24 protein-coding genes are annotated in these 23,540 nt (G+C 74.7%); 7 read left to right on the plus strand and 17 right to left on the minus strand.

All coding sequences use genetic code 11. From position 1 onward, the window contains the following. Positions 1–24 precede the first annotated feature (24 nt). Positions 25–1,347, plus strand: a complete 1,323-nt coding sequence (locus tag AC0VX2_RS07540) for an MFS transporter (RefSeq protein WP_136940066.1) — start codon at positions 25–27, stop codon at positions 1,345–1,347. A gap of 142 nt (positions 1,348–1,489) precedes the next feature. Continuing rightward, the gene (locus tag AC0VX2_RS07545; RefSeq protein ID WP_101966042.1) at positions 1,490–1,762 is read left to right on the plus strand and encodes a GlsB/YeaQ/YmgE family stress response membrane protein; all 273 of its coding nucleotides are present in this window, start codon (positions 1,490–1,492) and stop codon (positions 1,760–1,762) included. Between the two features lie 112 nt (positions 1,763–1,874). Here the strand turns inward: AC0VX2_RS07545 and AC0VX2_RS07550 are convergent, their stop codons facing one another. The 4 genes from AC0VX2_RS07550 to infC all read right to left on the minus strand — a co-directional run bounded on the left by AC0VX2_RS07550 (position 1,875) and on the right by infC (position 4,668). Beyond that, positions 1,875–2,771, minus strand: a complete 897-nt coding sequence (locus tag AC0VX2_RS07550) for a TrmH family RNA methyltransferase (protein WP_049145970.1) — start codon at positions 2,769–2,771, stop codon at positions 1,875–1,877. Between the two features lie 136 nt (positions 2,772–2,907). After that, the gene (gene rplT / locus AC0VX2_RS07555) at positions 2,908–3,294 is read right to left on the minus strand and encodes a 50S ribosomal protein L20 (RefSeq protein ID WP_041105250.1); all 387 of its coding nucleotides are present in this window, start codon (positions 3,292–3,294) and stop codon (positions 2,908–2,910) included. Between the two features lie 88 nt (positions 3,295–3,382). Further along, the gene (gene rpmI, locus AC0VX2_RS07560; protein ID WP_002853699.1) at positions 3,383–3,577 is read right to left on the minus strand and encodes a 50S ribosomal protein L35; all 195 of its coding nucleotides are present in this window, start codon (positions 3,575–3,577) and stop codon (positions 3,383–3,385) included. A 104-nt stretch (positions 3,578–3,681) separates the two neighbouring features. Continuing rightward, positions 3,682–4,668 (minus strand): translation initiation factor IF-3, encoded by a 987-nt coding sequence (gene infC / locus AC0VX2_RS07565; RefSeq protein WP_049145980.1) that lies wholly within the window; start codon positions 4,666–4,668, stop codon positions 3,682–3,684. A gap of 328 nt (positions 4,669–4,996) precedes the next feature. Here infC and AC0VX2_RS07570 point away from each other — a divergent pair, with 328 nt between their 5' ends. Then, positions 4,997–5,368 (plus strand): DUF1844 domain-containing protein, encoded by a 372-nt coding sequence (locus tag AC0VX2_RS07570; protein WP_036313345.1) that lies wholly within the window; start codon positions 4,997–4,999, stop codon positions 5,366–5,368. Positions 5,369–5,435: 67 nt separating this feature from the next. On the opposite strand, the gene AC0VX2_RS07575 is transcribed toward AC0VX2_RS07570, so the two are convergent. After that, positions 5,436–5,912 carry a hypothetical protein gene (locus AC0VX2_RS07575; RefSeq protein WP_041105247.1) on the minus strand — a complete coding sequence of 159 codons (477 nt, stop codon included), beginning with the start codon at positions 5,910–5,912 and terminating at the stop codon, positions 5,436–5,438. Positions 5,913–6,279: 367 nt separating this feature from the next. Between AC0VX2_RS07575 and AC0VX2_RS07580 the strand changes: the two genes are divergently transcribed. Then, positions 6,280–6,528 carry a WhiB family transcriptional regulator gene (locus AC0VX2_RS07580; protein ID WP_002854852.1) on the plus strand — a complete coding sequence of 83 codons (249 nt, stop codon included), beginning with the start codon at positions 6,280–6,282 and terminating at the stop codon, positions 6,526–6,528. 62 nt (positions 6,529–6,590) lie between these two features. On the opposite strand, the gene AC0VX2_RS07585 is transcribed toward AC0VX2_RS07580, so the two are convergent. From AC0VX2_RS07585 to AC0VX2_RS07595, 3 genes are read right to left on the minus strand one after another with little or no spacing between them, the layout of a single operon-like run. After that, entirely contained in the window at positions 6,591–8,099 is a 1,509-nt protein-coding gene (locus AC0VX2_RS07585; RefSeq protein WP_049145975.1) for a sensor histidine kinase, read from the minus strand. Continuing rightward, positions 8,069–9,652, minus strand: a complete 1,584-nt coding sequence (locus tag AC0VX2_RS07590) for a tyrosine-protein kinase family protein (RefSeq protein WP_049145978.1) — start codon at positions 9,650–9,652, stop codon at positions 8,069–8,071. Before AC0VX2_RS07590 ends, AC0VX2_RS07585 begins: the two co-directional genes overlap by 31 nt. A gap of 2 nt (positions 9,653–9,654) precedes the next feature. After that, positions 9,655–10,302 (minus strand): SAF domain-containing protein, encoded by a 648-nt coding sequence (locus AC0VX2_RS07595; RefSeq protein WP_113914377.1) that lies wholly within the window; start codon positions 10,300–10,302, stop codon positions 9,655–9,657. Between the two features lie 225 nt (positions 10,303–10,527). On the opposite strand from AC0VX2_RS07595, the gene AC0VX2_RS07600 reads away from it, so the two are divergent. After that, complete coding sequence (locus tag AC0VX2_RS07600; RefSeq protein ID WP_049147317.1) at positions 10,528–10,752, plus strand: helix-turn-helix domain-containing protein; 225 nt, start codon at positions 10,528–10,530, stop codon at positions 10,750–10,752. Positions 10,753–10,767: 15 nt separating this feature from the next. Here AC0VX2_RS07600 and AC0VX2_RS07605 read toward each other — a convergent pair whose 3' ends face one another. Further along, on the minus strand, positions 10,768–11,325 hold the full coding sequence (locus AC0VX2_RS07605; RefSeq protein ID WP_049147319.1) for a hypothetical protein: 558 nt from the start codon (positions 11,323–11,325) through the stop codon (positions 10,768–10,770). Between the two features lie 156 nt (positions 11,326–11,481). Here AC0VX2_RS07605 and AC0VX2_RS07610 point away from each other — a divergent pair, with 156 nt between their 5' ends. Both AC0VX2_RS07610 and AC0VX2_RS07615 read left to right on the plus strand, forming a co-directional pair. Next, positions 11,482–12,234: a LysM peptidoglycan-binding domain-containing protein gene (locus AC0VX2_RS07610; protein ID WP_044659782.1), complete on the plus strand. Its 753-nt coding sequence runs from the start codon at positions 11,482–11,484 to the stop codon at positions 12,232–12,234. A 50-nt stretch (positions 12,235–12,284) separates the two neighbouring features. Continuing rightward, positions 12,285–12,797, plus strand: coding sequence for an Rv3235 family protein (locus AC0VX2_RS07615; protein WP_049147321.1), 513 nt, complete (start codon positions 12,285–12,287; stop codon positions 12,795–12,797). Positions 12,798–12,884: 87 nt separating this feature from the next. Here AC0VX2_RS07615 and secA read toward each other — a convergent pair whose 3' ends face one another. From secA to AC0VX2_RS07655, 8 genes are all read right to left on the minus strand, one after another. Further along, on the minus strand, positions 12,885–15,620 hold the full coding sequence (gene secA, locus AC0VX2_RS07620) for a preprotein translocase subunit SecA (RefSeq protein ID WP_049147323.1): 2,736 nt from the start codon (positions 15,618–15,620) through the stop codon (positions 12,885–12,887). Positions 15,621–15,794: 174 nt separating this feature from the next. Further along, positions 15,795–16,472, minus strand: a complete 678-nt coding sequence (hpf, locus tag AC0VX2_RS07625) for a ribosome hibernation-promoting factor, HPF/YfiA family (protein ID WP_036316002.1) — start codon at positions 16,470–16,472, stop codon at positions 15,795–15,797. Between the two features lie 149 nt (positions 16,473–16,621). Further along, the gene (locus tag AC0VX2_RS07630; protein ID WP_049147327.1) at positions 16,622–17,413 is read right to left on the minus strand and encodes a ComF family protein; all 792 of its coding nucleotides are present in this window, start codon (positions 17,411–17,413) and stop codon (positions 16,622–16,624) included. Positions 17,414–17,522: 109 nt separating this feature from the next. Beyond that, positions 17,523–19,268 carry an LpqB family beta-propeller domain-containing protein gene (locus AC0VX2_RS07635; protein WP_049147329.1) on the minus strand — a complete coding sequence of 582 codons (1,746 nt, stop codon included), beginning with the start codon at positions 19,266–19,268 and terminating at the stop codon, positions 17,523–17,525. Continuing rightward, complete coding sequence (mtrB, locus tag AC0VX2_RS07640; RefSeq protein ID WP_475432495.1) at positions 19,265–21,199, minus strand: MtrAB system histidine kinase MtrB; 1,935 nt, start codon at positions 21,197–21,199, stop codon at positions 19,265–19,267. Before mtrB ends, AC0VX2_RS07635 begins: the two co-directional genes overlap by 4 nt. 4 nt (positions 21,200–21,203) lie before the next feature. Further along, positions 21,204–21,884, minus strand: a complete 681-nt coding sequence (mtrA, locus tag AC0VX2_RS07645) for an MtrAB system response regulator MtrA (RefSeq protein ID WP_060974204.1) — start codon at positions 21,882–21,884, stop codon at positions 21,204–21,206. A gap of 152 nt (positions 21,885–22,036) precedes the next feature. Next, positions 22,037–23,152, minus strand: coding sequence for a hypothetical protein (locus AC0VX2_RS07650; RefSeq protein WP_101966051.1), 1,116 nt, complete (start codon positions 23,150–23,152; stop codon positions 22,037–22,039). After that, the gene (locus AC0VX2_RS07655; protein ID WP_060974202.1) at positions 23,145–23,534 is read right to left on the minus strand and encodes a chorismate mutase; all 390 of its coding nucleotides are present in this window, start codon (positions 23,532–23,534) and stop codon (positions 23,145–23,147) included. Before AC0VX2_RS07655 ends, AC0VX2_RS07650 begins: the two co-directional genes overlap by 8 nt. Positions 23,535–23,540: the final 6 nt, after the last annotated feature.

The raw sequence follows: 23,540 nt of genomic DNA on the forward strand, positions 1-23,540 counted from the left end.
GACCGGAGTCCGTAGGCTGGGTCGGTGCCCATCCCCACTCCCGCCGCCGACGGCGCCCACGACCGTTCCCCCCGTGCCCCGCGTCCGACGCGCCCAGACCCGTCCGTTCCGCCGACCGTGCCGCCGGGCCCGGGCGCGTTGCTGGGCGGCCGCCGTGTGCGTCTGCTGCCGGCCATCCTCGCGCTGGCCCTGGGCAGCTTCGCGATCGGCACCACGGAGTTCGCGATGATGGGCCTGCTGCCGCAGGCGGTGGCCGACCTCGGCGTCGGTCTCGAGGCCGGCGGCGTGCTCATCTCCATGTACGCCCTGGGCGTCGTGATCGGCGCTCCCCTGCTGGCCGCGTCGTTCGCTCGCGTCGACCGGCGGGTCACGAGCATCGTGCTGATGCTGCTGTTCGTCGTGGGACACGTGGCCGCGTTCCTCGCCCCGGACATGGGGAGCATGATGGCGGCCCGGTTCGTGTCGGGCCTGCCCCACGGCGCCTACTTCTCCGCGGCCGCCCTGGCCGCGGCGGACCTCGCCGGGCCCGCCCGCCGCGGCCAGGCCGTGGCGTGGGTGATGGCCGGGCTGTCCGTGGCCAACGTGCTGGGCGTGCCGGGCGCGACGGCGCTCGGGCAGGCCGTCGGCTGGCGCTGGATGTTCGTCATCGTGGCGGTCTGCGCGGCCCTGTGCGTCGGGGCGACCGCGTGGCTCGTCCCGTCCGTGCCGGCCCCCGCGGGCGCCTCGGTCGGCCGCGAGCTGCGCGGTCTGGCCTCCGGCCGCCTGTGGGCGACGGTGGCCGTGGGCGTGATCGGCTTCGCCGGCATGTTCGCGCTCTACACCTACATCGCGCCGCTGCTCACGGAGGTCGCGGGCCTCGAGGAACGGTGGGTCCCCGCCGTGCTGGCCCTCTACGGCGTCGGCATGGTGATCGGCACGCTCGTCAGCGGCGCGCTCACGGACCGCGACCCGGTCGGCACCCTGCGCCTGAGCTTCGGGCTCAGCGCGGTCTCGCTGGCCGCCGTCGCACTGACGGCCCCGTGGGCGCCGGTGATGATCGTGTTCCTCTTCTGCGTGGCCGTCAGCGGCTCCGGGATCGCCCCGTCCCTGCAGGTGCTGCTCGTGGACTCCGCGCCCACCGCACCCCAGCTGGCCGGTTCGCTCAACCACTCCGCGCTGAACATGGCCAACGCGATGGGCGCGTGGGTCGGGGCCGCCGCGATCGGGGCCGGTGCGTCGCTGCGGACCCCGCCGCTGGTCGGCGCGGGCATCGCCCTGGCGGGCCTGGTGCTGGCGTTCCTGCTCGTGCGCCGCGACGTCGCGGCGCGGCCCGGCGTCCGGGCTGACGACGGCGGCTCGCCCCGCTGAATCTCCCACACGAGGCCGGGGCGAACCTCGTCACGTCGGAGAATCTCGAAAAAGTCGGGGCGCCAGAGGTGGCCCCCCGTGAAAATCCCTTGCTACGTTCCTTCTCGTACGTCAGATTCGCAACCCGAAAGGAACCATCATCATGGGCATCATTGGCTGGATCGTGCTTGGTCTCATCGCCGGCGCCATCGCTCGCGCCATCCTCCCCGGACGTCAGGGCGGCGGGTGGCTCGGCGCCCTCCTCACCGGCATCGTCGGCGCTCTCCTCGGCGGCTGGATCGCCTCCCTGCTGTTCGACTTCGACGTGAACGAGAAGTTCTTCGATCTGGGCACCTGGATCTTCGCGATCATCGGCGGCGTTATCGTCGCCGCAGTGTGGCAGGCCATCACCCGCCGCACCGGCACCCGCGCCTGAGCGAGCTGAGCGGCCCGGGTTCCACCCGGGAACACGCAGATGGGGCGGGGATCCACGCGGATCCCCGCCCCTTCTGCGTGTCCGGACGGCTGGCGCCGCCTCGTGCGCCACGTCAGCCGGCGCGCCGCGCCCCCGCCATCGCGGACGAGTACAGGCACACCGTGGCGGCGGTCCCCACGTTCAGGGACTCCGCGGCCCCATACAGCGGCACCGCCACCCGGCGGTCCGCCAGTGCGAGCTCACCGTCGTCCAGGCCCTGAGCTTCGTTGCCGAACAGCCACGCGGTCGGCGCGGCAACCACGCCGGGGGCGAGGGCGTCGAGCCGGTCCGAGGCGTAGCCGTCGGCGGCCCACACCTGGAGGCCTGCGGCCCGGGCTGCGGCCGCCGCCGCCTCTGCGGGGACGGCGGTGGCCACGGGCAGGTGGAACAGCGACCCGGCGGTGGACCGGACCACCTTGGGGTTGAACGGGTCGACGGAGCCCGGGGTGAGGACCACCGCGTCCGCCCCGGCCGCGTCCGCGGCCCGGATGACCGTGCCGGCGTTCCCCGGGTCCTGCACGCGGCACAGCACGGCGGCCAGGCGCGCCTCCTCGAGGACCGCTTCGACGGCCTGCGGCTCCGGCATCCGCGCCACGGCGACGATGTCCTGCCCCGTCACGGCGTCGGCCATGGCGGTGAGCACCTCGTCGCTGGCCTCGCGCACCAGGACGCGCTCACCACCCGGCGTCGGGCGGTCCCGGACGCGCGCCACGAGCTCGGCCAGCGCGGGGTCCCGGTCCACGAGTCCGCCGGACACGTACACCTGGGTCAGCACCCGCCCGGCGCGCCACTGCCCCGCGGCGGCCGTCGGCCCCTCCCCCAGGTGGGCGCGCAAGGCCTCGCGGCAGGCCTGCGGCCCCTCGACGAGGAACGTGCCCGTCCGGCGTCGGGCGGAGCGGCCCGCGAGGGCTGCCACCGCGCGCACGCGCTCGGCGCGGGGATGGGTCATCGGCTCGGCGTGCGGGGTCATGGGGTCTTCCTGGTCGGGGCTCGGCTGCGGGTGCGCAGACGCCGACGGGGCGGGCCTCGGTGGAGGACCCGCCCCGTCGGCGGTGGTGCTCACGCCTGGGGCGTGGTGGTGGGGCTCTCAGGGCCCCGGAGCCGGCTCAGCGGGAGACGGCGGGGGCGTTCACGTCCGCGGGCAGCGCCTCGCGGGCGGTCTTCACCAGCACAGCGAAGGTCGCGGCGTCGGAGACGGCGATCTCGGCCAGCATGCGGCGGTCCACCTCGACGCCGGCCAGCTTGAGGCCCTGCATGAAGCGGTTGTAGGTCATGCCGTTGGCGCGGGCGGCCGCGTTGATGCGGGTGATCCACAGGCGACGGAAGTCACCCTTGCGCTTGTGGCGATGCTGGTAGTTGTAGGTGAACGAGTGGAGCATCTGCTCCTTCGCCTTGCGGTACAGGCGAGACCGCTGGCCGCGGTAGCCGGAGGCGCGCTCCAGCATGGTCCGACGCTTCTTGTGGGCGTTCACTGCCCGCTTCACACGTGCCACGTGCGTACTCCAATCTGTGTGGTCCCCGGGGCGCGCACTGGCGCGTCACGGCCGAGGAGGAAGGGGTTCCGGCGAGGCCGGGGGGGTGTCAGATGCCGAGCATCCGCTTGATCTGCTTGATGCTGCCCTTGGAGACGAGCTGGTCGCCCTTGAGACGGCGGGTCAGGCGCGAGGACTTGTGCTCCAGGTAGTGGCGGCGGTTCGCCTGCTGGCGCATGATCTTGCCGGAGCCGGTCACGCGGAAGCGCTTCTTGGCACCGCTGTGGGTCTTCATCTTCGGCATGGCTGCCGTTCTCCTTCACTCATCGCTGCCGTGCGCGGCGCGCACGGCAGTGCTGGTCACCCCGGTCCGTCCGGACCGGGCTGGTCTGTGGCGACCCCGGGGGGTCAGGCCCGAGGACCGGGCTTGGGGGCACCGCCGCGGGGGGCGGCGGGCTTGGGCGGGGCCGGCATCGGCTTGGCCGCCGGCTTCGGAGCCGACGACGGCGCGGCCGGCTTGGCGGCGGACCGCGGCTTCGGCGTGGCAGCCGGCGCAGCCGAGGACTGCGGCTTCGGCGTCGCGGCCGGCTTCGCAGCCGGGGCGGCCGCGGCCGGGCGGGGAGCCGCCGGGGCCGGGGTCTTCGGCGCCTGCGTCGTCTCGGCCGGGGCCGCGGAGGCGTTCTCCTGCGTCCGGGCGGCCATGGCCTTCAGCTGCTCGGGGAACGCATCCCCGACCGAATTCCGCACCGGGGCGGAGTCGGACGCCGCCTTCTGCGCGGCGCGCTCCTTGGCCTCGCGGGCGGCCTGGTCGCGACGCGAACCGCCGCCCTGACGCTCGCGGTGGCTCTCGGCCGAGTTCTTGCGCTGGTCCGCCCGCGCATCGGCCTTGGTGCGCAGCGGGCCGACCACCATCACCATGTTGCGGCCGTCCTGGCGCGGCTGCGATTCGACGGTGCCCAGCTCGGCGACGTCCTCGGCGAACTGCTGCAGCAGCTTGATGCCGAGTTCGGGACGCTGCTGCTCACGGCCGCGGAACTGGATGATGGCCTTGACCTTGTCGCCCTGGCTCAGGAACTTCTTGGCGTGGCCGGTCTTGGTCTCGTAGTCGTGCTTGTCGATCTTCAGGCGGAAGCGGACCTCCTTGAGGACCGTGTTCACCTGGTTCTTGCGCGACTCACGGGCCTTCACCGCGGCCTCGTACTTGTACTTGCCGAAATCCATCAGCTTGCACACCGGAGGCTTGGCCGTGGGGGCCACCTCCACGAGATCCAGGTCCGCCTCGGCGGCGAGCCGGAGGGCGTCCTCGACGCGGACGATGCCGACCTGTTCGCCGTTCGGGCCGACCAGGCGGACTTCCGGAACGCGGATACGCTCGTTGATGCGGGGATCGCTGATGGTGGTACTCCTCTGTGTGAGACGACGGGTGACCCCGCGCCCACCGGAGGGGCCCTCGGAAACGAGGAAGGCCTCCCCTGCGCGGACGCAGACGGAGGCCTCGACACGATCCCGTCGGACGGGACCCTCGGTGCGGGCTGCGCGCCACGACGCGGCGGTCCCGACCGGCGACCCGGCAACTCGGCCCGGGGCGAACCGGACATCCTGCTGACGCGGGTGGGAGAGAGGCCTCCACTTTGCTGCTCCTGGCCCGTGCATGCCCGCCCCGGGGTCGCCGGATGACGAGGTCTTGCGCGGACCACGAGTGGTCTATGGGAAGCTTACCACCATGACAGACGAACGTCAGGCCCAGGACGCCACCCCCATGGACGCCCCCGCCGAGATCCGCGACATCCACGAGGTCCCCGCCGTCGAGGTCATCACGACCACCGCCGTGCACCTGATGACCGCCGCCGCCGTCAAGTGCGGCCTGGCCGACTCCCCCGACGCCCGCGAGCTCATCGATCTCGACGAGGCCCGCAAGCTCATCACGGCCCTCGCCGGGCTGGTCACGGCCGCGGCCCCCGAGATCGGCAGCCAGCACGCCGGACCGCTGCGCGACGGGCTGCGCTCGCTGCAGCTGGCGTTCCGTGAGGCCTCCCCGTTCCCGGACGCCCCGGGCAAGGGCCCCGGCGAGAAGTTCACCGGCCCGGTGAACTGACCACGGCCCCGATGACGACGACGGCGCGCCCCTGGCCGGGGGCGCGCCGTCGTCGTCGGGGCGGGGCTCAGGCGTCCGTCGAGGCCTCCGGGGCGGGGGTGAGATGCCGGGTGACCGGCGTCGTGAAGAGGGTGAGCAGCGCGACGCCGGAGACCGCGAGCAGCGGCCCACCCAGAGCGGCGGCGTCCACGCTGAAGAGCCACGAGGACAGGAGCACACCGAAGAGCTGGATCGCGACGGCGGCGCCGCGGCTCCACGCCCGACCGCGCAGCAGGGCGACGGCGGTCGCAAGGATCCACAGGGTGAGCAGCGCGTAGATGACGACCAGCATCACGCGGGCGCCGGCCGGGAGCACCCCGTCCGCCGCATGCACCACCGCGTCCACGGCGAGCCAGAGGAGCGCGCCCGCCTCGAGCACGAGCGCCGCGGCGACCACGAGGACGGCCACCGGCAGGCCCCGGCCGGGGCGGGGCGGGACCGTCGTCGCGTCGGCGCCCGACGACTCGGACGGGGCGACGGGGTCGGGGCGGCGGGACTGTGCCATGGGGCCTCTCCTGCGGGACGGCTGCGGGGACGGACGTGTCCCCCACCGTACGCCGGGCGGTGCGCGGGCCAGGTCCGCGGCGACGCGCCGCCCCGGGCATGGGTGTGACCAAGGACTCACTGGGAGGTGCGGTGATGCACCTCATTCACCTCTTGTTCACTCGTGAGGGCCGTGCGAGGATGGCACGCGAAAGATTTCCGGGGGCCGCGTTCGTACGAAAGCGGTCCCCGTTGCAATGACCAGGGTCGCCCTCCGTATCGGTCGTGCCGCGCGTCGTCCGCGCAGGCCCCCGCGCCCGCCGCCGGCGGAGGCCGTGACCACCGGCGCCCGCGGGCTCCGGCTCTTCCGACAGAAAGTGAGCGGACCGATGGATTGGCGCAGTAAAGCAGCGTGCCTGGACAAGGACCCGGAGCTGTTCTTCCCCGTGGGCAACACCGGCCCCGCCCTCCTGCAGATCGAGGAGGCCAAGGCGGTGTGCCGTTCGTGTGAGGTCGTGGACACGTGCCTGAAGTGGGCCATGGAGTCCGGCCAGGACTCGGGCGTCTGGGGCGGCATGAGCGAGGACGAGCGGCGCGCCATGAAGCGCCGCGCGGCGCGCGCCCGCCGCGCCTCCTGACCCACCCGGACCACCGGCCCCGTCGACCTCGTCGACGGGGCCGTCGTCATGCCCGGCCGGGTTCACGTCAGGGGCAGTCGCAGCACGACGCGCGTGCCGCCGTCGTCGGACCGCTCCCAGCGCAGGGTGCCGCGCAGGTCCCCCTCCACGAGCGAGTGCACGATGCGCAGGCCGAGCCCCGATCCCTCGCCCGCGCGGGGGGACTCCCCCGGCACCCATCCGTCGGGGGCGGCGGGGCCGCTGTCCGTCACGGACACGACCAGCACCGTTCCTGCGGGGGTCGACTCGCGGTCGGCGTGCAGGCCCACGCAGCCACCGCCCGGCGCCGTGCCGTGCTCGACGGCGTTGGCCGCCAGCTCATTGAGCACCAGCGCCAGCGGCGTGGTCACGTGGGAGGGCAGTTCACCGAACTCGCCCGTGACCGCGACCTGCAGCGGCCGCCCGTCCCCGGCCACCTCGACGGCCAGGCGGAACTGCCGCTGCAGCAGACCGTCCACGGGGACCTGGTCCTCGATCTCCTCGCTCAGCGTCTGGTGGACGAGGGCGATCGTGTCCACGCGCTGCATCGCCTGACGCAGCGCACGCTCCGCCTCGGGCGAGGACGTGCGCCGCGCCTGCATGCGCAGCAGCGATCCCACGGTCTGCAGGTTGTTCTTGACGCGGTGGTGGATCTCGCGGATGGTCGCGTCCTTGGTGAGCAGACGCTGCTCCTGGCGGCGCAGCTCGGTCACGTCGCGCAGCAGCAGCAGCGCCCCCTGCCAGCCGTCCGGACCGAGGAGGGGGACGGAGCGCACCGTCAGCGACACCCCGCCGGACTGCACCTCCCGCCGTCCGGCACGCAGCCCGGTGAGCACGGCCCACGTCCCCTCGTCGGTGGGAACGCGGGCGGCGTCGGTGCTGGCCAGGACGTCGGTGAGCCGGTGCCCCTCGAGGGTCGAGGCGATGCCCAGCCGGCGCAGGGCGGAGACCGCGTTGGGACTGGTGAACTCGGCGACCGAGTCCGGCCCGAGCACGACGAGGCCGTCCCCCACCCGCGGCGTGCCGCCCGCCCAGAGGCCGGAGGGCTCCTCGGGCGCCGGCCAGCGGCCGTGCTGCATCATGTCCAGCAGGGTGCTGGCCGTCCGGCTGTAGTTCTCCTCGATCACCGAGCGCGCCGGCCGGCCGTTCGGGTCCGCGTGCGCGGAGACGACCGCGATGACCCTCCCGGCGCGGACCACCGGCCACAGACGCACCTGCAGCGTGCCGCCCGGGGCCTCGACGGGGCCGGCCCCCTCGGCCCGCTCCCCGCCATGCCACGTCTGCCCGACGACGGCCCGCAGGTCCGCGCGGGCGCGCGAGCCCACGATGTCGCGGTGGAAGAGGGTGGGAGCGGTGAAGGGCCGGACCTGGGCGAGCGCGACGAACCCTCCGGCCTCGTCGCGGCGGGGCACGGGGCACCAGAGCACGAGGTCCGCGAGCGCCAGGTCTGCCACGAGCTGCCAGTCCCCCACGAGCCGCTGCAGCCAGGCGCGGTCCTCGTCTCCGATGTCCGGGTGCGACGTCAGGGGGTCCTGCGCGAGCGAACTGACCATGGGATCAGGGTACGGCGACGTGCCGGGCGGCCCGGGTCCGTGGCGTCGCGGGCGGCGTCGGACGACACGGCGGCGATGGTCTGCGAGGGCCGTGCGCGGTGCCGTCTGCGGCGGGCGGGGCGGGCGGGGACACCGGCCAGCGTGGCGAGGGCGCGACGCAGCGGGCTGTTCGGAGCGGCCTCGGCGAGCACCTGGCCGGCGAGCAGCGCGGGGTCCGCGGCGGCCGGGTCCCACGGCAGGAACGCCTCCAGGGGCGTGGCCGGCGAGGCGTAGCGGTTCCAGACGGCCTCGACCTGCCCGCGCGGGGCGACGCCGGCGGCGGCGGGCCGGAGCCGGTTGACCACGACGCGCAGCCGTGCCGCCGGGGCCGCCTCCGCCAGCTCCTCGACCGCGCGGACCAGGCGGGGCAGCGCGACGGCGTCCGGCCCGCCGACCGCGATGACCTCGTCGGCCGCGGCGAGCGCCGCCAGGGTCGCACCGTTGCGCTGTGGGGCGGGCACGTCGAAGGACAGCTCCTCGTCCTGTTCGAGACCGAACCCGACGTCGACGACCACGCGGTCCCAGTGTTCCCTGGCGGCCGCGATCAGCGCGGTGACGGCGGCGGGGCGCAGCTCGGGCCACCGGTCCACGCGGGTGAGTCCCGTCAGAACCGTCAGGTCCGCGCCGGCGACGCGGACGCGGACGCCCGCGGCCGCCAGGTCGGCGGCGCCCAGTCGGCCGTGGTCGGCCCGCCGTACGGCCCGCGCCACGCCGGCCGACTCCTCCGTCAGCCCCAGGTGCACACCGACGGCGGGGCCGTACGTGTCCAGGTCGACCAGCAGCGTGTTCCGGCCGGCCACGGCGTGCTCGGCGGCGAGGTTCACGGCGACGGTGGTGCGTCCCGGGGCGCCGGTGGGACCCCACACCACGGTCACCAGGGACTCCCGCGCGGGTGCGGTCGGTTCGCCCTCCTCCGGAGAGGGTGCGGGGTCGGCTCCCTCGTCCGCGGTGGCGGGGCCGTCGTCGGGGGTGGCCGCGGCGGGGGCGGCGCCCGGCCCGGCGTCGTCGGGCTCGTCGGCGTCGCGCCAGGGGTCCGTGAGGCCGGGCACCTCGTCCGCGCCGAGCGTCTCCAGGGTGATCGGCAGGTCGTCGAGGTCCTCGGCGTGATCCCGGGCGTGGTCGGCGTCCTCCCCGTGCGAGGTCTCCGGCCGGCGGCCCTCCGCGGCGGCGCTCGCGGACTCCACGACGACGGCCGCGATCTGCTCGGGGTCGGCGTCGGCGCGCACGCAGGGCACCCCCATGCTGCGGAGGCGACGGCGCTCGGTGCGAACCTCGCTGAGCGCCGCCACGCCCACGGGTCGGGGCAGCCGGGCCGTCTCCTCCAGGAAGGCGGCGGTGAGGGACTCGGTGTCCCCGGCTACGAGGACCGCGTCCACGAGACCGGAGCGGGCGATCGCGAGCAGCTCGGCGAGGTCCTCGGCCCGGCGGAGGACCGTGATGTCCGTCTGGTGCCGCTCGAGCGGGCCGATGTGGTCCAGGCCCGGCTGGACGGTGGTGGCCAGGGCGATGCGCACGGTCAGCGCACCCCGTGGGCCGGCACGAGGGTGACCCGCGCGTCCTTGACCTTCGCGTCCACGATGCGCGGCAGGGTCTCCTCCGGTGCCAGCAGCTGTACCCGGGTGGTGCCCGAGCCGCCGAAGCCGTTCTGCTCCGCCGTGACCTCGGAGATCTCGAGCGCCTCGGCCAGCCGGGCCGGGTCCGCATGGCCGCGGCCTCCCTCCGCGGGCATGGCCACCCAGACGTCCACGCGGTCTCCCACGCCCACGCCGGACGGCAGCGGCTCGTCCAGGGCCACCCCGACGGGACGACGGCCGTCCGGGTCCGCGTCCACCAGTGCCGCCGCCGGCAGCAGCTCGCCGGCCCGGACCGTCCCGGAGACCATCCGCCCCTCGGGCGCCGGAGCATCGGCGCTGAGGTACCGCTCGCCGGCCTCGCTGAGGTTCACCTCCACGGGCCGCAGGTCCCCGGCCGCGATGGGTGTGCCCGGGGGCAGGTCCTCCGCAGCCGTCCAGTACGCGGCGGTCCGCTGGGAGGAGGCGACCAGCGCCACGACGCCGGCGATCGAGGCGAGGACGAGCATGAGACCGACGAGGAGCCGGGGATCCCGCCAGCGGGGCCGGCGCAGACGGCCGCCCTCGGCGGACGCGGACATGGTCGTGGACACCGGATGTTCCCCCCTTCGGACCGGCCTCTCGGGCCGCCGCGGCCCCGGCACCCCGTCGGTGTCGGCCCCTCCGCGCTGCGCCCAGAGTAACCACAGGGGCCGTGGATCGCCGGATCCGCCGCGTACGCTGTGGAAAAGTGTCGCCTCCGGGTGTTCCCGGGGTTGAATGGGTCGACGTCGTGGGCCGCCCGCGACCGTCCTGGACGCCTCGACCGAAGGAGCACCGTGCAGCGCTTTCTCACCCTGACCGACGTGGCGGAGACCCTGAACATCTCCGGTCAGGCCGCCCGTGCCCTGGTCCGCTCGGGTGAGCTGCAGGCCATCCAGGTCGGGGGCCGCGGTCAGTGGCGCATCGAGGTGTCCTGGCTCGAGGACTACGTGGAGCGTCAGAAGGAAGTGACGCGCGCCCGCGTCCGGGAGTGGACCGAGGCGGACGCGCAGGCCCGCTGAGCCCACACGGTCTGCTCAGGCGGGGCGCAGCGCGGTCCGGACCGTCCCCAGCGCCCCGAACGGGATGACGAGCCGCCCGCGGACGGCGGCGGCCCGCCGGGCCTCGTCCCGCGGGTGGCGGGCGATGTCGAGGTGGTCGCCGCCGACCCGGTCCACGGTGCCCTCTGCCAGTGCCGCGCCGAGGCGCCCCGTCACCGCCACCGGCTGGCGCGTCCGCGCGATGCCGCGCAGCACCGTCCCCCAGCCGGCCGCGGCGAGCTCGGGCGCGACCGCGGCCCGGGTCAGGTCGGCCTCCACGGCCGCCACGCAGTCCACCGCGACGATCGCCGACCCCGAGCCGTCGACGTGCACGCCGACCCAGCCCTGGCCCACCGTGTGCACCACGCCGTCCACGACCTCGCCCCAGGCCAGGTGCAGCCGGACCTGCCGCCCTCGAGCTCCGCGCAGGCGGTCGGCCAGGGACAGCGCCATCCACTCCGCTCGGGTCAGCTCCGCGGCCTCGGCCACCGTCTCCTGCCAGCCGAGGTCGGCCCAGTGCGCCTCCAGGTCGTCGAAGAGTCCGTTCCACCGCATGCGCTCAGCATAGGAGGCTCAGCGCCGGACATCGGTCGTCATCAAACATCATCAAACATCACTCTTGACACCTATCGGCCCGTGCAGTTCACTGTGATCATCATCACCGGCCTGATCGCGGGATCCCGGCCGGACGGACGCACAGGAGGGGAATCCATGGAGCGCTCGACATCACCGGCCGGCCCGGCCCCGACCCGTCCGGTCGACGCGGCGGACGCCGTCGGCCTCACCGTCCTGCTTCTGGCCGGTCCCGGTCTGCTCGCCTGTGCCGCGGCGCTGCTGCAGACGGGCACCAGCGCGCCCGGGGCGGAACTGACCCGCGTGCTGGGCCTCGGTGCCGGTCTCGCCGGGCTCGGACTGCTCGCATGGTGGGCGGTGGGCCTGATCGGGCTGGCGCTCGTCGCGCTGGGGCGCCGCGCGGGTCGGCCGGCCTGGGCCCGCCTGGGCCGGAGCCTCACTCCCGCCCTGCTCGGACGCGTGGCAGGCGCCGTCGTCGGTGCCCAGCTGCTCGCGGCACCGGCCGCGTGGGCGGACGCGGCTCATCCCGTGCCGGACGCCTCCTGGACCGTGGCTGCGGTGCCTGCGCACGCCACCGGCGTCGAGGCCCCGGCGCCGGACGCCGCGTGGACGCCCCGGCCCCCGGCGCCGGCCCCACCGGGCGCCGGCACCGGCCGTGCGGATCCGGACCACCCGACCGTCACCGTCCGGCGCGGCGACTGCCTGTGGCACCTCGCCGCCGCCGAGCTCGGCCCGGACGCGACCCCCCGAGAGATCGACGCCCGCTGGCGCCGCTGGTACGAGGCCAACCGACGGGTGATCGGCGACGACCCGCACCTGCTGCTGCCCGGCACCGTGCTGACCTCCCCCGTGTTCACCCCGCACGCCGGCGTGGACGGACCACGGCCATGACATCCACGACCCTGCACTCCCCCGCTTCGCCTCGTCCTCAGGAGACCGCCATGACCACCCTCGCCACCCGCCCCCGCGCCGCTTCCGACCGGCGCACCGCCGACACCCTCCTCCACGGGCCCGCCCACAGCCCCGCAGTCCTGCCCCGCGGTGAGGAGATCGCCCGGCGGGCCCGCACCGAACAGGGGCGCGAGGAGCTGCGCCGCGTCCGCTCGCTCGCCGCCGTGATCGCCGTCGCCTGCGTCGAGGTCGAGACGGGCCGCCGTGCCCTGCGGGACCTCTCCGCCTGGCTCTCGCCCGAGGTCCTGGACAAGTTGACCCGTCGCATGGAGCTGCTGGGCGCCGTCGCGCCGACCGGGCCCGGTCGACGGCCCTCCGCGGCCGTCCCGCCCCGGACGCCCGCGTCCGCACCCCGCCCGGTGGGTGCCCGCGTGTGCGAGGTCGCGCCCGGCCGGGTGGAGGCCAGCGCGACGGTGCTGTGGGAGGGCCGGGCCCGGGCCTTCGCGCTCCGACTCGAGCGGCGGCTCAGCCGGTGGAAGGTGACGTCGGTCGAGATCGGCTGAGCCGGATCGTCCCGTCGGACCGACGATCGAGGGCCCGGAGACCTGGAGGTCTGCGGGCCCTCGTCCTGCGTCGTGGCGGGATGCCGGTCAGCCGCGGCGGCCGCGGCGCTCCGCCTGACGGCGGGAGCGGCGGTTCGTGCCCGCCGCGACCGTGGCGCCGGAGTCCGTGCCGCTGCGGGTGACCGCGCTCTGCCCGTCCTCGGACGGACCGGTGAAACGCAGCTGCGCCGGCTGCTGCGGGGCGTCGATGCCCTCCACGGAGATCTGCGGGGCCATCGTCACGGCGCGGGCGTCCTGGACGCCGGGCAGCGACGTCGGCGCGGGGGCCGCACTGATCTGCGCCTGGAACAGCGTGCGCACGGCGTCCTCGCGGATGGCGGCGAGCATGTTCTGGAACATCGTGTAGCCCTCGCGCTGGTACTCCACGAGGGGCTCGCGCTGGGCCATCGCGCGCAGCCCGATGCCCTCCTTGAGGTAGTCCATCTCGTAGAGATGCTCCTGCCAGCGGCGCCCGATGGTGGCGAGCACCACGCGACGCTCCGCCTCCCGCAGCGCCTCGGACCCCACCTGCGCCTCCCGGTCCTCGTACGCCAGGAGCGCATCGGAGACGAGTTCGCGCTTGAGGACCTCGGCCTTGAGCCGGCCCCGGCCGCCGACCTCGTCGAGGACGTCCTCCTGCGAGATGCCCACGGGGTAGAGCTCTGCCAGGTCCCGCCACAGCTGGTCGAGGTCCCAGTCGGTGGCGTGGCCCTCCTCGGTGGCCGCGTCCACGATGTTCCCGACGGCGTCCTCCACGAAGCGGCGCACCCGGTCCTGCAGGTCCTCCCCCTCGAGGATGGAACGGCGGTCCGTGTAGATGGCCTCGCGCTGGCGGTTCATCACGTCGTCGTACTTGAGCACGTTCTTGCGCTGCTCGGCGTTGCGCCCCTCGACCTGCGCCTGCGCGTTCTGGATCGCCTTCGAGACGAAGCCGAACTCGAGCGCCATGTCGTCCGGGATCGACGGGCTGTTCATGATCCGCTGGGCCACGCCCGGGTTGAAGTTGCGCATGAGCTCGTCCGTGAGGGAGAGGTAGAACCGGGACTCGCCCGGGTCGCCCTGACGGCCGGAACGACCGCGCAGCTGGTTGTCGATGCGGCGCGAGTCGTGGCGCTCGGTGCCCACCACGTACAGGCCGCCGGCCTCGATGACCGCGCGGTGCGCGTCCTCCACGGCGGCCTCGGCCTCCGCCAGCACCTCGGGCCAGCGGGCCTCGTACGCCTCCGGGTCCTCGGCGGCGTCGAGGCCCAGTTCCTGCATGCGGGCCACCGCCGTGAACTCGGCGTTGCCGCCGAGCATGATGTCGGTGCCGCGGCCGGCCATGTTGGTGGCCACGGTGACGGCGCCCGGGCGGCCCGCCTGCGCCACGATGGCGGCCTCGCGGGCGTGGTTCTTCGCGTTCAGGACCTCGTGGCGGATGCCGCGCTTGGCCAGCAGCGTGGAGAGGTACTCGGACTTCTCCACGGAGGTGGTGCCCACCAGGACCGGCTGGCCCTTCGCGTGCCGCTCGGCGATGTCGTCGACGACGGCGTCGAACTTGACCTTCTCGTTCTTGTACACCACGTCGTTGCGGTCCACACGCTGTGGCTCCCGGTTCGGCGGGATCACGACGACGCCGAGGCCGTAGGTCGACGTGAACTCGGCGGCCTCCGTCTCGGCGGTGCCCGTCATGCCGGCGAGCTTCTCGTAGCCGCGGAAGTAGTTCTGCAGGGTCACCGTGGCCAGCGTCTGGTTCTCGGGCTTGACCTCCACGCCCTCCTTGGCCTCGATGGCCTGGTGGAGCCCCTCGTTGTAGCGGCGTCCCTTGAGCACGCGGCCCGTGTGCTCGTCGACGATCTGCACCTCGCCGTCGAGGACCACGTAGTCCTTGTCCCGCTTGAACAGCTCCTTGGCCTTGACCGCGTTGTTCAGGAACTGGATGAGCGTGGTGTTCTGCGTCTCGTACAGGTTCGTGATGCCGAGGTGGTCCTCGACCTTCTCGATGCCGGGGCCGAGGATGCCGACGGTGCGCTTCTTGTGGTCCACCTCGTAGTCCGTGTTCGCCTCGAGGCGGCGCACCAGCCGGGCGAACTCGCCGTACCACCGGTTGGCCTCGCCCTGGGCGGGGCCGGAGATGATCAGCGGGGTGCGGGCCTCGTCGATGAGGATCGAGTCCACCTCGTCGACGATCGCGTAGTGGTGCTCACGCTGCACGAGCTCGTCGAGGGACCAGGCCATGTTGTCGCGGAGGAAGTCGAAGCCGAACTCGTTGTTCGTGCCGTAGGTGATGTCCGCGGCGTACTGCTCGCGCCGTACGGCCGGGGTCTGGCCCGCCACGATGACGCCCGTCTGCATGCCGAGGAAGCGGAACACGCGGCCCATGAGGTCGGCCTGGTAGGAGGCGAGGAAGTCGTTGACCGTCACCACGTGCACGCCCCTGCCGGACAGCGCGTTGAGGTAGGCCGGAGCGGTGGCCACGAGGGTCTTGCCCTCGCCGGTCTTCATCTCCGCGATGTTGCCCTGGTGCAGCGCGATGCCGCCGAGCAGCTGGACGTCGTAGTGCCGCTGGCCGAGCGTGCGTCCCGCGGCCTCGCGGACCGCGGCGAAGGCCTCCGGCAGGAGCAGGTCCAACGACTCGCCGTCCGCATGCCGGGCCCGGAGCGTGTCCGTCTCGGCACGCAGCTCCGCGTCGCTGAGCGCCCGGAAGTCGTCCTCGAGGAGGTTCACGGCGTCCACCGTGGCCTGCATGCGCTTGAGGACGCGGTTGTCCGAGATCTTCAGGACGCGGTCGATGATCGAAGGCACTGGTTCTCTGCTCCCTTGCGGTGTGGCCGGGGCGGGACGGGATGCCCCTCGCGCGCGGCCGTGGCGCGGTCTCCGGGACAGTGTACGGGCCGAGTCCGGACGGGCCGCGGCGCCCGTCCCGGAGGGGAGGGGCGTCGCGGCGTCAGCAGGTCGTGGTCGACGTCGGCGGGGCGGTCAGTCCTCCCGCGTCTGGTATGCCTGCTCCCCCTCGGAGGCGGAGACGTGATCCTGAGGGAGGGACTCGTCCAGGCGGATCACGCCGTAGCTCCAGCCTCGGCGGCGGTAGACGACGGAGGGCACGCCGGTCTCGGCGTTCTGGAAGAGGTAGAAGTCGTGGCCGACCAGCTCCATCGCGTCCACGGCGTCGTCCACGCTCATGGGGGTCGCGGGGAACGCCTTCTGCCGGATGCGCACCGGGGTGCCCGCCTCGGGGGCGTCCTGCGCGGAGGCGTCCTCCGCGGCCAGCGCGGCGCCCGACGGCGGCAGCGGTGGCACGAAGCCGACCTCGCCCGCGCCGCGGGAGGCGCCGAGCTTGCCGCGGCGACGGTCCTTGCGCCGGTCGCGCAGGCGCCGCAGGCGCTCGGTCAGTCGGGCGGCGGCTTTGTCGAAGGCTGCCAGCTCGTCGTCCGCGGCGGCCTCAGCCCGCACGACGTCCCGCGGGCCGCGGACCGTCAGTTCCACGCGGACCGCCTCGTCTGAGTGCTTGTGGTGGGATTCCTTCGTCACGCGGACCTCGAGCGTGTCGGCGCCCTCGGCGAGCCGCTGGAGGCGCTCGGTGCGCTCGACGACGTGGTCGCGGAAGCTCTCCGAGAGGCTGATGTTGCGGGCGATGTAGCTGACATCCATGGTCATGGCGTCCTCCTGGTCCGACTCTCACGGGTCCGGCCTCGGGAGGGGAGGTGCGCCTCGGTGTCGCGTCCGCAGGGGGGCGTCGGGTCCGAGGGGGCGACCTCCTTCCAGCCGTCGGCAGGACGGGAACCGTAGGGGCGATTCCGTGCCGTTCACCCTACCCGGGGGCCTGGCCGGGGGCCAGGCTCGGCGGGGTCCCGCGGCGGGGCCACCGCCGCGAGCACGACGGCCCCGACGGGGTGCCCGCCGGCGCGGCGCACCGCCTCCGCGAGCGCGGCGAGGGTGGCGCCGGTGGTGAGGACGTCGTCCACGAGCAGGACGGGCGCGCCGGCCGGCAGCCGTGCGGCGAGGACGCGCCAGTCCCGGGCCCGCCGGCGGCGCTGGCCCGCCCCGGTGCCCGCATGGGACGGGCCGCCGCCCCGGAGTGTGCTCGCGCGGGGCAGCAGCCGAGCGCGGACGGCGTCGGAGACCAGCCACGGCGCCGGCAGCGCCCGGGTGAGCTCGGCGAGCGGGTCGTAGCCGCGCCGTCGGAATCCGACCGCGCCGCCCGGGACCGGAACGAGCAGGGCGTGCGGTGCCCCGGGCAGGTCCGGCTCGAGGCGCGCCGCGGCGACGGTCCGGCAGAGGGCCTCGCCCAGCACGCCGCGCAGGTGCAGCGCGTGATGGTCCTTGAACGCGAGCACGGCGGCCGCCAGCGGGTCTGCGTAGCGGCCGGCCGCCATCACCGGCAGGGGAGCGCCGCCGGGGCCCACGGGCAGGGCCGGGGCGTCCTGTTCCGCCCGGAAGGGCCGGGACAGGGCGGCGGTCAGTCCCTCCGCGCAGGCCGGGCAGAGCCGGTGGCCCGGCGCCGCGCACACCGCGCACTCGGCGGGCAGGACCAGGTCGGCCAGGGCCCGACCGAGGGCGCCGAACGCCGGGGACGGGGAGGACGGCGGGGAATGCATGGCGATGAGTCCACCGCACGCCACCGCCGTCCGGGCGCCGGGGCGGGCCACTGTGCGGGACGGGGCGGCTGTGCAGGAATGGACGATGGGCGCCCGGCGCCGGCCCGGCTCAGTCCGGGAACGAGAGGTCGCGTACCCCGCGGTCGAGCTCCTGCGCCCGCCACGAGGAGCCCACCAGCAGGAACACGAACTCCTCCGTCTCCGCGTAATAGGCGCCGTCGTCGCCGGCGGAGATCCCCCGCAGGCCGCCCAGTGGGTTGAGCTCCCGGACGGTGCCATCGACCGAGACGATCCGCGGCACCACGCGCTCGTCGGGCTTCGCGGCGTACGCCGAGACGAGCAGGTTCGTGTCGCCGGCCCACTCCACCGAGTCCTCCGACCCGGAGGAGGGCAGCAGGATCGGCTCGGTCAGGGCGTTCGGCACCCCGTCCGAACCGCGCACGACGCCGGACACGCGCAGGGTGGTCCGCTGGCCGTCGTCGACGAGCATCGCGGCCCGGGCCCCGCTCCGGGCCAACCGCAGGTCGACGATCCGCTCGCCGGGGCGCAGCCAGGTGGCCGTCACGATGCGCTCCTGCCCGCCGGGCTGGGCCGAGACGGCGCGGATCCGCGAGGTCGTGCCCCGGTCGGCCGCCCACACCCAGCCCAGGAGGTCCAGCGACGGGACGGTGAGCCCGGTGCCGCGCAGCACCTCCCGCAGGGAGCCGTCCGTGCCGGCGACGTGGACCGCCGTCCGGTCACGGGTGACGAACGCGAAGCGGCTGCGGTCGCCGGACATGGTCGGGCGGACCGGATCGAGCGCGGTGACGTCCGGGGCGCCGCCCACCGGCGTGACGCTGGTCCCCTGCACGTACACGAGTCCGCCCGTCGCCGTGTCGATGCCCACCTGGACTGAGCCGACGGCGGGGTCGGTCTGGACCGGGGCGGGGCCGTCGTCTCCCGACGTGGACAGCTGGGCGCCGGCGACGGTCACCTCGACCTCCTTGACCGATTGGAGGCCCGTCAGGGTCAGCTCCAGCTGCTCCCGCATGCGGTGCCGCCGGTCGGCGTCGGCCCCCTCGGCGGCCGCCTGGGTGAGGTCGACGTGGGCCACGCCGTCGTCGTCGACGGGCACCGTGGGTGCGGCCAGGTCGGTGCCGGTGCGCAGCGGGAAGGCCGTGTCCACCGCCCCGGCCAGATACGGTGCCGGCCCGCGCAGCAGCGCTCGCGTCACCGCGGTCACGGTGGTGCCCCGATTGACGAACCACCGCACGTCCGGCACGACGTAGCGCTTCGCGGTGTCGTAGAAGGCGAGCTCGTGCGGGGCGAACAGCTGTCCGAACTGCGCCTGGGAGAGCAGCGTGCCGTTCTCCGTGGACGTGATCCGCATGCCCTGCGGCCGTTCCTGCACCGTGACCGCCCAGGCCTGCGTGGTCCCCGGCGGCGCGATGGTCCGCAGGCCGTACTCGTCGATCTCCGAGTCGACCTCGACCTGGATCTGGTAGTCCCCGGCGCCGTCGCCCCGGGTGATGCGCGGCTCCGCCGAGTACACGAGGGTGCGCTGCCCGGGCGTCCACTGGGTGGCCGCGGGCCCGTCGAGGAACTGGCGCGCCACCGCGTAGTCGTCCTGCGGGCTCGTGCCCGCGAGCAGGAAGCCCCGGATGGCCTCCTCCGCCGTGTCCGACTCGGCCGGTCCCGGCGGATGGAACTGCGGCGCGTCGGCGTCTGCGGTGGCCCCGTCGACCGGGTCGGCGCTGCGCACCTCGGAGCTCTGGGGGATCTGGGTGCAGCCGCTGAGGGCGAGCATCAGGGCGACGATCACGCCGACGACGGCGACCCGCGGCGGGCGGGGCGGCTGCGGATCCACGGTGGTCATCGGGCCTCCTCGGCCGGGTCGTCGCCGGTCGGGTCCCCGGGGGCCGACCCGTGGGCGGGATCCTCCGCAGGGACCACGCGCACCGGCCGGGTCGGTGCGGTCAGGGCCTGCTCGGTCTGGCGCGCGGACGGCGGGGCGGCCGCGGCCGCCGCGGCGACGTCCGCGACCGTGCCGACGGCGTCGGCGTCCGCCTCCTGCGGGACGGGCCGGGACAGGTCATCGGCGTACCGGCGGTCCGCCGTGCTGTAGCGGGGCGGAATGGGCAGCACGGAGCGGCCGATCGGCTCGGGGGCCTCGGCGCCCTGCGTGGCCGGGCGCGGCGCCCGCGGCAGGGTCACCATGAAGGTGGACCCCTCCCCCAGCTCGCCCCACGCCTCGAGCCGACCGCCGTGCAGCCGGGTGTCCTCGGTGGCGATCGCCAGACCCAGTCCGGACCCGCCGGTGGTGCGCTTGCGTGAGGGGTCGGCGCGCCAGAACCGGTCGAACACGCGCTGCACCTGCTCGGGGCTCATGCCGATGCCGTGGTCCACGACGGCGAACGTGACGGCCCCCTCGTCGGCCGCCACGAGCACGTCCACCGGCCGGCCCTCGGCGTGCTCGATCGCGTTGTTCACCAGGTTGCGCAGGATCCGTTCGATCCGCCGCGGGTCGACCCAGGCGACGTGGCCGTCGGCGCGGTCCCGGTCCATGGGCACCATGTACACGGGCACGCCGATCTGATCGGCCAGCGGCTGAGAGGTGAGCACGACGTCGCGGGCCAGCTCGAGCATGTCCGTGGCCTCGAGGGCCGGGGTGGCGGCGCCGGCGTCGAACCGGGTGATCTCCAGCAGGTCCGCGAGCATGGCCTGGAAGCGGTCCACCTGGTGGTAGAGCAGCTCGGTCGAGCGTCGGCTGACCGGGTCGAAGTCCTCGCGTGAGCCGTGCAGCACGTCGGCCGCCATCCGCACGGTCGTCAGCGGCGTGCGCAGCTCATGGGAGACGTCCGAGACGAACCGCTGCTGCATCTGGGACAGCTGGGCGAGCTGGCCGATCTGGTCCTGGATGCTGTCCGCCATCCGGTTGAAGGACATGCCCAGGCGGGCCATCTCGTCCTCACCGTCGACCGGCATCCGCACGGCCAGGTTGCCGCTCGAGAGGGACTCGGCCGCCCGGGCCGCCTGCTGCACGGGCAGGGTCACACGCCGCGAGACCCACCACGAGACCAGCACGTTGATCACCAGGAAGCCGACGCCGAACACCAGCAGCACCCCGAGCACCGAGTCGAGCGAGCTCTGGACGTCCGCGAGGTCGTAGACGAGGTAGAGCCCGTAGGTGGCACCCGGGGGCAGCACCACCTGGGCGCCGAACACGAGGCCGGGCCGGGTGCCGCCGCCGGGGTTCGGCAGCGCCACGCTCGCGTCGTACACGCCCGGCCCGGAGGCGACCGCGTCCTGCAGCTCCTGGGGGATCACCGCGGGATCGAGCCCGGCGGAGGAGATCGTCCCCACGTACGCGGACTCGGAGTCCGGCAGCGGGGCGAGGTGGTAGCGGCGGCGGATCGTCGTGCCGGAGTCGCCTTCGAGGGCGCGCAGGGTCTGGGTCACCAGCACGTCCGTGCTCTGCGCGTCCGTGGCGGTGGTCTGCGCGAACGTCTCGCGCACCTGGCTCAGGCCACGGCGTGCCTCGGACTGGACCTGCTCGTAGCGGGCCTCGAAGAGGGCCTGGGTGATCTGCTGCGTGAGGAACGCGGCGACCACGAGGCCCGCGAGGATCGAGAGCAGGGCCGCGAGCACCGCCGTGCGCAGCCGCAGGGACCGACGCCACCGGCGGCGCAGCGCACGCCACGCGGGGCCGGGGCCCCACGACCGTGGGCGGGCGGCGGCGGGCTCGACCGGCTCGGCACCGGACTCGGCCGCCGGGGCCGCGCTCACATCCGGGCCGGACACGGTCATGCGCTCAGCCCTGGCCGGCCTTGTACCCGACGCCGCGGACGGTCAGCACGACGCACGGGTTCTCGGGATCCGGCTCGACCTTGGAGCGCAGGCGCTGGACGTGGACGTTCACGAGCCGGGTGTCGGCCTGGTGCCGGTAGCCCCAGACCTCCTCCAGGAGCATCTCGCGAGTGAAGACGTGGCGCGGCCGCCGGGCGAGGGCCACGAGGAGGTCGAACTCCAGCGGGGTGAGGGCGATGCCGACGCCGGCGCGGGTGACCTGGTGGCCCGCCACGTCGATCTCGAGGTCCCCGATGTGCAGGACCTCCGCCGGCTTGGCCTCCCCCTCACGCAGGCGCGCCCGGACGCGAGCCACGAGCTCGGCGGGCTTGAACGGCTTGGGCACGTAGTCGTCCGCACCCGACTCGAGGCCGCGCACCACATCCGCCGTGTCCGACTTGGCCGTGAGCATCACGATCGGCACGTCCGACTCGGCTCGGATGAGCTTGCAGACCTCGATGCCGTCGATGCCGGGGAGCATGAGGTCCAGCAGCACCAGATCGGGGCGCTCGCGGTGGAACGCGGGCAGTGCGGAGGTGCCGTCTGCGGCGAACGTCGGCTCGAAGCCGTCGTTGCGCAGGACGATGCCGATCATCTCGGCCAGCGCCTCGTCGTCGTCCACCACCAGGATCTTGGCCTTGCCCATCCTGACCTCCTCGTCAGCGCTCCCCCCGGCGCCGCGGGCGGGACCGGCCCCGGGCACAGGAAATTTTCAGGATCAGCCCGATGATACCCGCCGGGCGGGCCCGTCCCCGGCGGACGACGCCGGAGGTCGCCCCGGTCTGTCGGGGCGCCGGCTCAGCCGCGCAGCTCGGCGAGCCGTGCGGTCAGCTCCTCCGCGTCCCGCCGCAGAGTGCGGAGCACGGCGGGGTCGTGCGACCCCGCCGCCGTGAGGCCGACGTCGCCCACGCGTCCGGGGTCCACCCCCAGCCGTTCCCACGTGCGGACGACGTCGACCGGACGCACGCCCGGCTCGGGGGCCAGCGTCAGCCCGCGCCCGATGTCGGCCCAGCCGGCCGCCGCCTCCCACGCCTCGCGGGTGCCGGGCGTGCCGTCCGCGCCGTCGTCGAGGGCGCCCACGCCCACCACGAGGGAGACCGGGGCCGGGACGGGCGCGTCCGCGGCTGCGTCGGGCCTGGGCAGGGACTCTCCCGTCAGCGTCGCCAGCGCGGCGGGCCCGGGCAGCTCGGCCCCCGGGGAGGCGGCGCGGCGGCCCGGTGCGAGCCACACCCGGGCGACGTCGGGCAGGGCGGTGAGCCCGTCGAGGGCGGCGCGCCACAGCCCGCGGGCCTCCTCGCGCGGCAGCGACCGGACGGTGCGGTACCCGCTCGCGGTGGGCAGGGTCCCGGCGAGGACGGCCGCCGCCCACGGCTCGTCGACGACGACGCCGAGGCGTCCCGCGCCGGTGGCCCTCCGGAGGCGGGGCAGGGCGTCCTGCAGTCCCTCGAGATAGGACTCGGCGACGTCGCGGCGCGCGCCGTGGTCGCCGAGGACGCGCTCTCCCCCGGGCAGCCAGAGGCCGGCGAGCAGGCTGAGCGGGCCGCGCACCCGCACGGCCAGACGTTCGACGACGGCGCCCTCGGCCCCCGCGGTGTCCGCCCAGCGGTGCGCGTCCTCGTGCCAGAGGGAGACGGCGCGGCGTCGGTCTCGGCCGGAGCCGGCGGCCCCGGGCGGGCTGACCCGCCAGCCGTGCGGCTGCAGGTCGACGGCCAGCTCCTGCAGGAGGGCGGCCGAGCGGCCGGTGGCGTCGGCGCCGGGTCCGCGATCGGGCAGCTCGGGAAGCACCGGCCAGTGGTCTGCGCCGAGTTCGCCGAGCGTGACGCGCTGCGCCTCGGCGACGTCGGTGCCGCGCCACGGCGTGCCGCCGAGGGCGACGGGGCCGGTGGCGCCGTCGTCGTGGGCGGCCTCAGTCATCCGCGTCCCCGGGGCTCTCCCCCGGCTCCGCCTCGGCGTCCGGCCGGCCCTCGGCCGCCAGCGCGCGGTGGTGGCGGATGACCTCGGCGATGATGAAGTTCAGGAACTTCTCGGCGAACGCGGGCTCGAGGTCCGCCTCGAGCGCGAGCCGGTGCAGCCGCGCGATCTGGGCGGCCTCACGCCCGGGGTCCGAGGGCGGCAGGTCGTGCCGGGCCTTCAGCGCGCCGACCCGCTGCGTGAACTTGAACCGCTCGGCCAGCAGGTAGACGAGCGAGGCGTCGATGTTGTCGATGCTGCCGCGGATCGCGAAGAGCTCGTCGAGGACCGCCGGGTCCGCGGTGCCGGGCAGCGAGCTGGCGTGGGGGTCGTAGTCCGGGCTCATGGCCGA

Source organism: Micrococcus sp. iso_239 (assembly GCF_056173395.1).

Bases quoted from the DNA above. Each gene is read 5' to 3' on its own strand.
- AC0VX2_RS07575 (WP_041105247.1), bottom strand. From the start codon at position 5,912: ATGGCACAGTCCCGCCGCCCCGACCCCGTCGCCCCGTCCGAGTCGTCG.
- AC0VX2_RS07580 (WP_002854852.1), top strand. From the start codon at position 6,280: ATGGATTGGCGCAGTAAAGCAGCGTGCCTGGACAAGGACCCGGAGCTG.
- AC0VX2_RS07650 (WP_101966051.1), bottom strand. From the start codon at position 23,152: ATGACTGAGGCCGCCCACGACGACGGCGCCACCGGCCCCGTCGCCCTC.
- hpf (WP_036316002.1), bottom strand. From the start codon at position 16,472: ATGACCATGGATGTCAGCTACATCGCCCGCAACATCAGCCTCTCGGAG.
- AC0VX2_RS07610 (WP_044659782.1), top strand. From the start codon at position 11,482: ATGGAGCGCTCGACATCACCGGCCGGCCCGGCCCCGACCCGTCCGGTC.
- mtrA (WP_060974204.1), bottom strand. From the start codon at position 21,884: ATGGGCAAGGCCAAGATCCTGGTGGTGGACGACGACGAGGCGCTGGCC.
- AC0VX2_RS07570 (WP_036313345.1), top strand. From the start codon at position 4,997: ATGACAGACGAACGTCAGGCCCAGGACGCCACCCCCATGGACGCCCCC.
- AC0VX2_RS07605 (WP_049147319.1), bottom strand. From the start codon at position 11,325: ATGCGGTGGAACGGACTCTTCGACGACCTGGAGGCGCACTGGGCCGAC.
- AC0VX2_RS07585 (WP_049145975.1), bottom strand. From the start codon at position 8,099: ATGGTCAGTTCGCTCGCGCAGGACCCCCTGACGTCGCACCCGGACATC.
- mtrB (WP_475432495.1), bottom strand. From the start codon at position 21,199: ATGACCGTGTCCGGCCCGGATGTGAGCGCGGCCCCGGCGGCCGAGTCC.
- AC0VX2_RS07635 (WP_049147329.1), bottom strand. From the start codon at position 19,268: ATGACCACCGTGGATCCGCAGCCGCCCCGCCCGCCGCGGGTCGCCGTC.
- rpmI (WP_002853699.1), bottom strand. From the start codon at position 3,577: ATGCCGAAGATGAAGACCCACAGCGGTGCCAAGAAGCGCTTCCGCGTG.
- AC0VX2_RS07655 (WP_060974202.1), bottom strand. From the start codon at position 23,534: ATGAGCCCGGACTACGACCCCCACGCCAGCTCGCTGCCCGGCACCGCG.
- AC0VX2_RS07545 (WP_101966042.1), top strand. From the start codon at position 1,490: ATGGGCATCATTGGCTGGATCGTGCTTGGTCTCATCGCCGGCGCCATC.
- AC0VX2_RS07615 (WP_049147321.1), top strand. From the start codon at position 12,285: ATGACCACCCTCGCCACCCGCCCCCGCGCCGCTTCCGACCGGCGCACC.
- AC0VX2_RS07630 (WP_049147327.1), bottom strand. From the start codon at position 17,413: ATGCATTCCCCGCCGTCCTCCCCGTCCCCGGCGTTCGGCGCCCTCGGT.
- AC0VX2_RS07550 (WP_049145970.1), bottom strand. From the start codon at position 2,771: ATGACCCCGCACGCCGAGCCGATGACCCATCCCCGCGCCGAGCGCGTG.